General features: G+C 53.1%; 10 protein-coding genes. All 10 read left to right on the top strand.

From position 1 onward, the window contains the following. The 10 genes from L3D05_RS18250 to L3D05_RS18295 all read left to right on the top strand — a co-directional run bounded on the left by L3D05_RS18250 (position 1) and on the right by L3D05_RS18295 (position 12216). Positions 1-783, top strand: a complete 783-nt coding sequence (locus tag L3D05_RS18250; RefSeq protein ID WP_239617750.1) for an ABC transporter ATP-binding protein — start codon at positions 1-3, stop codon at positions 781-783. A gap of 43 nt (positions 784-826) precedes the next feature. Further along, positions 827-1375 (top strand): cob(I)yrinic acid a,c-diamide adenosyltransferase, encoded by a 549-nt coding sequence (gene cobO, locus L3D05_RS18255; protein ID WP_239617751.1) that lies wholly within the window; start codon positions 827-829, stop codon positions 1373-1375. A gap of 16 nt (positions 1376-1391) precedes the next feature. Continuing rightward, a complete protein-coding gene (locus L3D05_RS18260; RefSeq protein ID WP_239617752.1) occupies positions 1392-2207 on the top strand; it encodes a cobalamin-binding protein in 816 nt (271 codons plus the stop codon). Positions 2208-2407: 200 nt separating this feature from the next. Next, positions 2408-3289: a carbohydrate ABC transporter permease gene (locus L3D05_RS18265; protein WP_239617808.1), complete on the top strand. Its 882-nt coding sequence runs from the start codon at positions 2408-2410 to the stop codon at positions 3287-3289. 18 nt (positions 3290-3307) lie between these two features. Then, positions 3308-4150, top strand: coding sequence for a carbohydrate ABC transporter permease (locus L3D05_RS18270; protein WP_239617753.1), 843 nt, complete (start codon positions 3308-3310; stop codon positions 4148-4150). A gap of 140 nt (positions 4151-4290) precedes the next feature. Next, positions 4291-5685 (top strand): ABC transporter substrate-binding protein, encoded by a 1395-nt coding sequence (locus tag L3D05_RS18275; protein ID WP_239617754.1) that lies wholly within the window; start codon positions 4291-4293, stop codon positions 5683-5685. A 68-nt stretch (positions 5686-5753) separates the two neighbouring features. Beyond that, positions 5754-7595, top strand: a complete 1842-nt coding sequence (locus L3D05_RS18280; RefSeq protein ID WP_239617755.1) for a sensor histidine kinase — start codon at positions 5754-5756, stop codon at positions 7593-7595. Further along, positions 7588-9186 carry a response regulator transcription factor gene (locus L3D05_RS18285; RefSeq protein WP_239617756.1) on the top strand — a complete coding sequence of 533 codons (1599 nt, stop codon included), beginning with the start codon at positions 7588-7590 and terminating at the stop codon, positions 9184-9186. Before L3D05_RS18280 ends, L3D05_RS18285 begins: the two co-directional genes overlap by 8 nt. A gap of 14 nt (positions 9187-9200) precedes the next feature. Further along, entirely contained in the window at positions 9201-11045 is a 1845-nt protein-coding gene (locus tag L3D05_RS18290; RefSeq protein WP_239617757.1) for a heparinase II/III family protein, read from the top strand. A gap of 40 nt (positions 11046-11085) precedes the next feature. Next, entirely contained in the window at positions 11086-12216 is a 1131-nt protein-coding gene (locus L3D05_RS18295) for a glycoside hydrolase family protein (protein WP_239617758.1), read from the top strand. Positions 12217-12228: the final 12 nt, after the last annotated feature.

Consider the following 12228-nt stretch of genomic DNA (forward strand, 5'->3'; position numbering starts at 1 on the left):
ATGCTACAAGTCCATCATCTCTCCAAATCCTATAACGAAGCTCATGTCCTGAAGGATATTCGGTTTTCTGTGGCACAAGGGGAGTTCTTCGGCATTCTTGGCCCCAACGGTAGCGGGAAGTCTACTTTGCTTAAGCTGTTGTCCGGCGTGGAAAAAGCAAGCGGGGGCGACATTCAGATAAACGGCGAACCAATAGAGCGCTATTCACGCAAGCAATTATCCCGTTTCCTAGCGGTGTTGCAACAGGAGTCGCTTCCTCCGGTTAACTTTACGGTGAAGGAGATCGTCGAGATGGGACGATACCCGTATCAGAATTGGCTCGGGGAAGAGAAGGATGATCAGTCGGGAATCGTGGATTCCATACTGGAGAAGCTTCGGCTGGTCGATTTGCAAGATCGATCGCTGCAGCATCTGAGCGGGGGCGAGCGGCAACGGGTCGCGCTAGGCAAAGTAATGGCCCAGAAGCCGAGCCTATTGCTGTTAGACGAGCCGACAACGTATTTGGACATCGGTTACCAGATTCAGATGATGGATCTCATTAAAACATGGCAGCGAGAAGAGAAACTTACCGTTGTCGCCGTTCTTCATGATCTAAATCTGGCGTCGATCTATTGCGATCGGATGTTAATGATAAGCCAGGGCGAAGCGATTAGTATAGGGACACCTGAAGAAATTATGCGAAGCGAGCTTATTGAGCGGGTATACGGAACGACTCCAATTATCGTCGAACATCCGGTTCACAAGCTGCCGCAAATTATGCTTCAAGGCGGGATAATCGAGTAATAACGTTATGCATTCATTAAAACATGCGGAAGGTGGTTCGATTATGGATAAGCCGAGCAAAGAACGCGGTCTGACGCTCGTCTATACGGGCGATGGCAAAGGAAAGACGACGGCGGCAATGGGGCTCGCGGTCCGCGGCGCGGGCAGAGGTTTCAAAGTGCTCGTGATGCAGTTTATTAAATCCCCGCAAAGGACTTATGGGGAGAAGCTCGTATTCGACAAGCTGGGCATTGAAATCCATCAGCTCGGGATCGGATTCACTTGGCTGAAGACGCCGGAGGAGCATCGCGAGTCTCTTCGAACGGCATGGGCGTATGCCAAAGAGCGTATCTCCAAGGGCGAGCATCAGCTCATTATTTTAGACGAGATCAACAATGCTCTGGCGATCAACACGTTCCCGATAGACGATGTTCTGCCGCTTAGCGAGGTGTTGGACGTCATCCGCAACCGACCGCAAGGCATGCATCTCGTATTAACGGGACGGAACGCGCAACCGGAAGTCGTGGAGCTCGCGGACCTCGTTACGGAGATGAAGCCGGTTAAGCACTATTATGAAGAAGGCATATCGGCTGTAATGGGAATCGAGATGTGAGAGGAGGGCGGCGCAAATGAGAATCGTATCGCTATGTCCTAGCAATACGGAGCTACTGGCGTTCATGGGGCTTTCCTCCATGATCGTGGGTGTAGATATTTACTCCGATTGGCCGCCTGCGATTCAAGAGTTGCCGAGGCTGGGGTCGGATATGGACATCGATATCGATGCCGTCGAAGCGCTTAAGCCCGATCTGGTTCTTGCATCGCTTACCGTGCCCGGGATGGAGAAGAATATAGAAGGCTTGAAAGCAAGGAATCTTCCTTATATCATCTTGAATCCGAATAGCCTGGAGGATATTAGCAATAACATGCTAGTCGTTGGCGAAGCGACGGATAAGATTGAGCAAGCAAAGGATGCAGTGCATAAGTATCGGCAGATGCTGGAGCAATACGCGGAGTTGAGCCGTAGAGTCGAGAAGAGGCCAACCCTCTACTGGGAATGGTGGCCGAAACCCGTTTTCTCGCCGGGCGGCGGCAATTGGCTGACGGAGATTAGCGAGCTGGCCGGAGCGAAGAACGTGTTCGCGGAAGATTCGCGAGCGAGCGTAAAGACGGATCTGGAGGATGTGCTTAACCGGGAGCCGGACTATATTTTACTGGCATGGGTCGGAGTTAAAGCACAGCAAGTAAAGCCCGAGTCGGTAAAGAAGCGCCCAGGTTGGTCTCGTCTGGACGCCGTCCAGCAGGAACGCATTCATGTCATGGAAGAGCCGCTTTATTGCAGGCCGTCCCCGCGACTTATCGTAGGCTTGCAGAAGCTTGCGGCTTCCCTGCATCCGGATGTCTATCCGGCCTTTGATCCGCTGGCAAGCGAGCAATGGTTTAGTTGACGGACGGTTCTTCACCGTTACGGCTGTGAAATATAAAAGTAAAATTAATAGCGTAGGAGATCAAAATACCGTCAAAAGCTGGCGGTATTTTTCTTTATAATAAAAACAAGTTTACGATTACGAACAGATTCGAGGTGTTGCATATGGAGAACTCGGCTGTGACGCCCAAGACCGACGCGAAGCCGGCCCGCGGCAACTGGATGAACTTGAAGAATAGCGAGACATTGGCGGGTTTACTGTTCGTCAGCCCAATGCTGATCGGCGTAACGGTTCTCGTTCTGCTGCCGATATTGGCTATATTCGCGCTCAGCTTCGCGGATTGGAACTTCGTGCAAGGCTGGGACGGCCTGAAGTGGATAGGCTTCGATAACTTCGGCAAGCTGCTGGACGACCACGCGTTCATCCGGTCTGTGCGCAACAATATGATCTTCCTGCTGGCCGTCCCCGTCTACATGCTCGTATCGATGGTGCTGGCGATTCTGATCGATCGGTACGTCTATTGGAAAGGTTTTTTCAAAGTCGCCTACTTCATGCCCTATATCTCAAGTATCGTAGCGGTGGCCATCGTATGGCAGGTGTTATTCCAGCCGTCCTACGGACCGATCAACGAAATGCTGAAAGCGATCGGAATCGCCAATCCGCCCAAATGGATCGCCGATCCGAAATTCGCCCTTTATTCGATTATGATGATCACGGTCTGGGTGTCGATCGGATTCAATCTCATCATCTACATCGCCGGACTTCAATCGATTCCGCGCGACCTATACGAAGCTGCCGATATCGATGGAGCCAACGCCTGGGTGAAATTCGCACGGATTACGTTCCCGTTGCTGTCACCGACATCCTTTTTCCTGCTCGTAACCGGGATCATTTCCTCGTTCAAAGTGTTCGATATTATCGCGGTCATGACCCAAGGCGGTCCGATCGGTTCCACGAGCATGATGGTCTGGTATTTGTACGAGCAGGCGTTTAACAACTTGAAGATCGGGTATGCGTCTTCCGTATCCGTCGTCCTGTTCGCGTTCGTCATGATCATTACGGCCGGACAGTGGATCGCGCAGAAAAAATGGGTCAACTATTAACCGGAAGGAGAGAGGTTCATGCGTGGGATCGCTATGAAGCCGGATTGGCGGAAAGTCGCCGTAACGGCCCTTCTATTCGTCGTGAGCATTCTGTTCCTTCTGCCTTTCATCTGGATGCTTGTCACGTCGTTTAAGATAGAGAAGGACGTCTTCGTCTATCCGATCCAATGGATTCCGAAGCAATGGAACGCGATCGCCAACTACAAGGAAGTCTGGTTCGGCGATTATCCGTTCTACGTGTATTACCTGAATTCGATCAAGGTCGCGGTGATCACGACTTTGATTTCTTGCACGACGGCGAGCCTTGCGGCATACGGGTTTTCCAAAGTTCGGTTCAAAGGCAGCAAGGCGTTGTTCGTCATCGTGCTCGCCACTTATATGGTGCCGAACCAGGCGATCCTCGTTCCGCAATTCATTCTGTACCGTAACATCGGGTTGTTCGATAGCCACTTAGGGCTTATCATTATCGGCAGCTTCAGCGTGCTAGGCACCTTCATGCTCCGGCAGTTTTTCATGGGCATCCATCAGGAATACATCGAATCGGCCAAAGTCGACGGAGCGGGCCATCTGCGTACTTTCTGGTCGATCGCGATGCCATTGGTCAAACCGGCCGTGGCGACGTACGCGATTTTGCGCTTTATCTGGACTTGGAACGACTACCAGAATCCGCTCATTTTCCTGCGTACCGACAAGCTGTATACGATCCCGCTGGCGATGCAGAAGTTTACTTCCATGAGCGGCGAGTTCTATTCTCTTATTATGGCGGGCGCGGTGTCGGCTATTATACCGCTGCTTATCGTATTCATCGTTGGCCAGAAAAACGTGATCGAAGGCATCGCTCTTGGTGGCGTCAAGGGGTGACTCTCACAATCCAGATATAAGAAAATAAGTAAAAATATTTTATATTAAGTAAATATAGTTTCATGGAGTGCCCGAAAGTCGCCTATATAATTTGGATTGTCAATACCAGATTGCTTATCCAATGGGAGGGTGTCATGATCATGAGAAATAAGTGGCTAAACGTAATGGTAGTCGGAATCATGCTTGCCGGATTGCTCGCGGGTTGCGGAGGCAATGACAAGAAAGAGGGCAGCACCAGCCCTGCCGCCAGTTCGAGTGCCGCGGAGTCGAGTTCCGAGCCGGCGAAGAACGTTCATCTTCGGTTGTATACGTTCGGTCCGGAGGCGACTTACAATTGGTCTGCGACGCTGAAAGCGTACGAAGAAAAAACCGGCGTCACGGTAGAACCGATCGTGCTCAGCGACAAAGGCGATACGCAGGAAGCGATGAAGAAGCTGGATCTGGCATTCGCTTCTCAAGAAGCTATCGACTTATTGATGTTCAGCGATCCGGCCGGATACGCGCAGCGCGTATCGCTAGGCATGGCTGAGCCGCTAGATGACTTCATCGCGAAGGAAGGATTCAAGGTCGCCGATGATTATAAAGTAGACACAACATTGAATGGCAAAGTGTATGCGCTTCCGGGCAAGTTCAACCCGTGGTACGTCCTGCTCAACAAGGATCATCTCGACGAAGCCGGGTTGCCGGTGCCGACGGATTGGACGTGGGATGAATATGCGGACTACGCGAAGCAACTGACGAAGGGCGAAGGCACCTCTAAGCGTTACGGCACGTATTTCCATGGACCGCAAGGCGGGGGCTGGATGGAATTCCTGAAGCTGATGATGCTGAATCAGCCGACGAATACCGATTTCTTGAAGGCGGACGGCTCCTCCAATCTGGCGGATCCGAACTTCAAGAGAACGCTGGAACTGCGGGTCAGGATGGAGAAAACGGACAAATCGTCCGTGCCTTACTCCGATATCATCTCGCAGAAGCTCGCGTACCGGAACCAATTTTTCAATCAATCCGCCAGCATGCTGACGATCGGAAGCTGGATGAATACGGAGATCGGTGGTACCGACAAGCTTCCTCTGACGTTCCATGTCGCGGTCGCGCCTTTCCCTAAGAACGACAAAGCCGATACGATCGGATATGCGCCGGTTGCGACGGACTATATGGCCGTTTCCTCCATCTCCAAGCAGAAGGAAGAAGCGTATAAATTCGCCCGCTGGTACACGACGGAAGGCCAGCTTGTGCAGGGCAAGAACGTTCCGGCTTGGAGCAAGGTAACGAACGATCAACTGACGCCGATTATCGATACCATTCTGGCGGGAACGATGAATCCCGAATTGGTAGACAAGGACTCTCTTATCAAGACGCTCTTGATGTCCAAGGCTTCGGAGATGATTCCGGCGGCTTCTTATCTTTCGGAAGTGTACAAAGCGGTTAACGAAGAATACGAGAAACTCATCCTCGGCAATCAAGACATCGACGCGATGGTGAAGAACAGCCAAGATCGTGCGCAACAGATCATCGATTCGAATAAAAAATAAATGCTATACTGGCATTGCGGGGACAGCACATCGCTGTCTCCCTTTGTCATTGCGAGGGGGCGTTGGTAATGTTGCGGAAGATCGGGGAGAGGAACTGGTTCGGAAGGTTGTCTATTCGGCATAAGCTGATGGCGGCCGCAATCGCCTGCATTCTGATTCCCGCGGCTCTGACGCAACTGATCTATAACTCGCTAACGCAAGAAGCGGTGCAACGCCAAGCAATATCGAACGCGCAAGATTCGTTGTTGCTCGTGGACGGTTCGGTCTCGAACTTGTTCCAGGGCATGCTTAACGTCGCTAATTATATTCAGGTCAATCCGGATATGAACACCTATTTCAAGCTGCTCGCCTTCGGGCAAGCCGACGAGGAGGACGAATACCGATCATTCACGAACAAGAACCGGATTATCCAACAGTTGGACAGCTTGACCGTCAGCGAGAGAAGTTATGTATCGGTGCTGCTGACTGATGGTACCGCTTTCACGAATTACTCGATGAGCGATTACAATCCGACTTCCCTGCGGAACGAGTCTTGGTTTACGGAACTGAACGATCTGAATGGGATCGGCGGCTCCTATTGGGTTGGGACGAGTCCAACTGTATTCCAATATCTCTCGCCCGATAATCCGTACCAGATATCGTTGGCCCGCACGCTGCGCCGGGACGATTCGAAGATCTACGGCTACGTTGTCGTGACCGTGCTGGAGAAACGGGTGAACCAACTGTTCAAGCGGCTGCCGTCCAACCAAGAGGTTATGCTGCTGGACGAAAACAATCGGATTCTTTCCAGCGGAGACCCAGAGAAAATCGGGCAAACGTTCGATGACGTCGGGGCTTCTACGGGGGGATTGCATTCCTCGGTCGAGACGGTCGGCGGCACGAAATATTTGATTACTGAGAAGCCGCTCTCCTTCAACGACTGGAGGCTCGTGTCCAAGCAACGGTACGAGGAAGCGATCGTGAACATCAGCTCGATTTTCAATCGGGTATTCCTCGTACAATTTACGTCGTTAGTCATTTTTTTATTGCTGCTGCTCGCGCTGCTTCGCGCCTTCACAAAACCGTTCGTGCAGTTGGGGAAAACCGTGTCCGCCGTTCAACGCGGCAATCTGGGCGCAAGATCGGGTATCCGGGGGCGGGACGAGATCGGGCGGTTAGGCTTTCTGCTGGATCAGATGCTTGGACGGGTGCAGGAGATGATCACCGAAGTGTCCGAGACGCAAACGCGCAAGCGCAAGGCGGAGCTGAAAATGCTGCAGGCGCAAATCCATCCCCATTTTCTGTTTAACGTGCTGAACTCCATTCGGATGAAGGTGATGCGCCGAGGAGATACGGAGAGCGCCAAAATGATCGGGTCGTTGTCGACGCTGCTGCGCATGACGATCAAGAACGAAGAAGACGAGATTTATTTGCACGAGGAGCTAGAACTACTCGCCCATTACGTGGAGCTCATGAATTTGCGACAGAAGGAAGAGGTTCGGCTGACGCTGGATATCGCCTCGGAAGCGATGCTTGTACGGGTACCGCGGTTGTTCCTGCAGCCGCTCGTAGAGAACGCGCTTATTCACGGCTTTAACCAGAAGTCCGGGCATGTCCGGATTGGCGCGGAGATGCACGGTAGTACTCTTGTCCTCGCCGTGGAGGATAACGGGATTGGAATGGATGAACAAGCAGTAGAGGCTCTGAACAAGAAGCTGCTCGCGGTCGGCGCATCCGTCCGATCGGAAGCCGAGCCGAGCGGCGGCGTGGGCACGGTCGGCTCGTTCTCGGGGCTCGGATTGGCGAACGTGGCTGAACGAATGAAGCTTCTTCGCGGGGAACGATTCTCGATGACGGTGGAGAGCATTCCGGATCAAGGTACGACGATCCGTTTGATGATCGCTGACGAAAGGGCGGATGAAAATGTATAACGTCATGTTGGTAGACGATGATTATCCTGTCTTGGAGCTGCTGTCGGAGACGATCGACTGGCAATCGAAAGGACTCCGTTTGCTCGGCACGTTCGAGAACGGGGCGATGGCCTGGGAACACGCGCAGACCGTCATGCCCGATATTCTCATCACGGACATCGGCATGCCGAGAATGAATGGGCTGGAGCTGTGCGCTAAGATCAAGGAACGCAAGCCGGATACCCGGATTATTATATTGTCCTGCCATGACGATTTTGCCTACGCGCAACAAGCGATGAGGATGAACATACAGGAGTACGTGCTTAAGGAGTCCCTTCAGCCGGAAGACCTGGTACGCATGCTTGATCGATTCAAGAAAGGGTTGGACGAGGAGAAGCACATGAGCGGGGAGCAACGTAAGCTGCATGCCCTGGTGAACGATACGTTGGAGCTCCGCAAGGAGCAAGCATTCAAAAATTTCATCCATCAGCCGTTGCTCTCCTCGGACAAGTGGATGCAGGAAGCGAACGGTTTCGGCTTGTTCGTCGGGGATGAAGTTTGTTTGCCGGCGATCGGGTACGTGGACGATTATCAGCAACTGAAAAATCGCTTCGCTTCCGAGCAGACGCTTCGGTTCGCCGTTGCCAACGTGATTCAGGAAGTACTGAGCGAAGCGGATGCGCGCGTGCTTCATATCGCTTATAGCGAGAGAAAGCAACTGCTGCTGTTCTCTTATAAGCGCAGCTTGAAGACGAATATTTACGACGTCGCCTCCGTCCAGATCCGTTCGATCCAATCGGCGATGCTCAAGTTTCTGAAGATTCGAATGACGTTCTTGCTCGGAGCGGAATGCGCCGCCCCTGAAACGTTAAAACGAAATCTTCAAGCGATGTTCGCGGGAGAGAATCAGCGCTTCTATCTCGCGGCGGGATCGATCGCGAAGAGTAAGTCCGAGGAGAGCGCGACCGACGACTTGTTTATCCATTACGATGCGGCGAGCTCCGAACTACGGGAGACTATGATCGGCAGGAGGGCGGCGGATGCTTGCCGGTTAGCCGATCTTTGGATGGAGCGGATCGCGAGGGAGAAATATCCTCCGGCGGCCGTAAAGGATTGGGTGCTGAAGCTGTTGCTGGATATGAAACTGAAGCTGCGCTCGTTGCAGTACGTTCGCACGGGGTACTCGGCCGATACGCTGCATAAGGAAATCTCGGAGATCGATTCGATATGCGAGCTAAGAGACTGGTTAAAAGGTCAATTGACGGCGGCCGCGGAAGGGGACGGCGAGGCGTCCGTCAGCCGGCGGCCGGAAGTAAAGGAAGCGTGCAAATACGTGACGCTGCATCTGAACCGGAGAATCGGTTTGGATGAAGTGGCGGAAGTACTGCACTTGAATGCCAGCTACTTCAGCCGGATGTTCAAGAAGGAGACCGGCGAGACGTTCATCGAATACGTCACCCGCATGAAGATGGAGCGAGCCAAGGAAATGCTGGATCAAACCGCCTGCACCGTAGGGGAAATCTGCGAGCAGCTCGGATATGACAATCAAAGCTATTTCATTAAAACATTCAAGGCTCACTCCGGCGTAACGCCGATGGAATATCGGGGATAAGGCGGTGTCAGGGGATGATCGATGATCGACTGCTTCCCGCTTATGCGGAACGTATCGTATCTGTGACGGATTCCGATTCGTTATGGGATCGAATTTACTATCCTCCGGGGGAACGGGCCAGTGCCTTCTGGAGGAGAATAACGCAGGCACCGGCTTACGGGCGGATGATCGACGAGATCCGATCTGAGGGGGAGAGGCTCATTGACGAGCCAATCCCCGAGCTAACGGAAGAACTTTTCTCGATATTCGAACGAACGGGCAACCGGTTGGCATACGAGGGATTGTATTTCGCTAGGCGCCGGACGTTAAATACGTTCGCCTTGCTGACCTTGCTTGAGCCGGGAGAGGGGATCTACCTCGACAAGCTGATCGAGATTATGCGCGCGATATTGGACGAAAGGACATGGTGCTTACCCGCGCACGTAAAGGGAGCGGATCCTTCGAAAACGATCGACCTGTTCTCCGCCGAGACCGGCTTCTCTCTTGGCGAGATCGCCTGCGTATTGGGGGATCGGCTTCCTTCTTGGCTGGCTTTGGACATCGATGGAGCGATATCGGTACGATTGATTCAGCCCTTGCTGGAACATGGCCCGCACCTTTGGGAGAAGGCGAAGCATAACTGGGCTGCCGTATGCGCCGGTTCCATCGGCTCCGCCGCGTTGCTTAGGATTAAAGATGCGGATGTACTAGTGAAAGTGTTATCGAAAGCGCTCGCTAGCCTAGAGTATTACTTCGAGGGGTTCGGGGATGACGGGGCTTGCCTGGAGGGACTAGGTTACTGGAACTACGGCTTCGGTTATTTCGCTTACTTTGCGGATTTGCTGAAAAAACTGAGCCATGGCACGCTCGATTTATTCAGTCATCCTAAGGTTCGCAACATTGCGCTTTTCCAACAGGCGGCTTATTTACACGGAGATTCCGTCGCTTGCTTCTCGGACTCGCTTCCCCGCGTACCGTTCCGTGTAGGGCTCACGCATTATTTGGCCGGGATATATCCGGAGTTAGAGGTTCCGTCCCGGCACTATAGCGCAAGCTTCACGGACGATCATTGCAGCCGCTGGGCTCCGGCCTTCCGGGATATCGTATGGTTTGATCCGGGGTTAGAGGGGCAGGAGTGGGGGGAAGCCTCGCGTTATTTGCCCGATGCGCAGTGGCTTGTCTCGCGGCATGTGTCTTCGTCGGGCAGACGTTTCGGCTTCGCGGCCAAGGGCGGAAATAACGATGAACCGCATAATCATAACGACATCGGCCAGTTTCTCTTGTTAGCGGACGGGATAACTGTTGCCGGGGATCTTGGGAGCGGCGAATATACGGCCGATTATTTCGGCGAAGGGCGCTACGCTTACGATTGCAACGGCTCGCAAGGGCATTCGGTTCCGATCATAGGCGGGAACGGGCAATCTGCAGGCGCGGACTGCCGGGCTATCGTGCTAGAGGCAAGCGCTGGAGTAGAAGAGGACATCTTGCGGATGGAGTTGTCCAGCGCGTACCACGTCCCAGAGTTGAAGTCGCTAGTTAGGGAGATCAGATGGCGTAAGTCGGATTCGACTGCATTGATCATTACGGACGATATTGTTTTCGCCGCGGAGCCGGAAGAAATCGTGGAGAGAATCGTAGCTTTGAATGCTGCTAGCGTGGAGGAAGGCGGAGTCGTTCGCATCGGCGGGAAAGCGGGCGAAGGAGCTGCGGTTTTCATCCGTTATGACGAGTCGCTGCTTGAAGCAACCGTTGAACGGCGCGCTTTCCGAAATCATTTCGGACAAGAGAAGAGTTGGTATGCGATCGATTTCTGTTTAAGGTGCCCTGAACTAACTAACCGAGTTCAACTTCTATTCGAATGGGAAGCGGAGTTGGAATAGGAACGGTTTATTCCAGATAAAGCGAGAGGTGTCTAGGGAGATGGAACATACGCCGAATTGGGTAGAGGAAGCTTGGACGAAGGCGAAGGACAAAACATTGCGGAATATCGCTCAGATCGGCGATGGTTTCCCTCATGCGAGCGTTAACGGGACTTACGTGCTGGAGCAGCCCAATTGGTGGACGGCCGGCTTCTGGCCGGGGATGTTATGGCAATTGTACGAGGAGAGCGGAGACGATCGTTTCCGAATGACGGCCGAGCAATGCGAAGCCCGATTGGATGCGGTGTTGGACGGGTATGTTCGCCTCGACCATGACTTGGGATTCATGTGGACGTTAACGAGCGTTGCGGCCCATAAGCTTCTCGATAGCGAAGTGTCTAAAATACGGGCGTTGAAGGCTGCGAACTACCTCGTCGGACGCTTTAACCTGAAAGGACGTTACATCCGGGCTTGGAATCCTTGGACCGAAGGGGAGGACAATGCTGGTTACGCTATAATTGATTGCGCGATGAACACCCCGCTGCTGTACTGGGCCTCGCGGGAAAGCGGGGACCCTCGTTATCGGCACATAGCCGAAGCTCATATGGATACCGTACTACAGCATTTCGTTCGGGCGGATGGTTCGGTATACCATATCGTCGAATTCGATCCATGGACGGGTCAATTCGTAGAGGGCAAGGGCGGGCAAGGATACGCGCCGGAGTCCGCTTGGTCCAGAGGGACGGCATGGGCATTATACGGATTGACCCTGTCTTACCATCATACCGGGAATCCGGCGTATTTGAACGCCGCGAAACGAGTGGCGCATTTCTTCTTATCCAACCTACCGGAAGACCATGTCCCCCATTGGGATTTTCGCTTGCCGCAGGATGTGACGAAGTATCGGGATTCTTCAGCCGGGGCGATTGCCGCGAGCGGGTTACTGTTGCTGGCGGACAAAGTAGGAGCGTTGGAAGCGCATGTGTACCGACAGCCCGCCGTCAAAATGCTGGAATCGCTCTACCGCAATTACGGCGCTTGGGACCAAGATAATGAGGAAGGTTTAATTCTACACGGTACGAGCCATTATCCGGAAGGGAAAAATATCGACGTTCCGCTTATCTATGGAGACTTCTATTTCGTTGAAGGACTCGCTAGGTTAAGAGGAACGCGGGCAATCTTCTGGGAGTAAGGAGGAGGGGCC

The organism is Cohnella mopanensis (genome assembly GCF_022352055.1).
GTDB classification, from domain to species: Bacteria; Bacillota; Bacilli; order Paenibacillales; family Paenibacillaceae; genus Cohnella; species Cohnella mopanensis.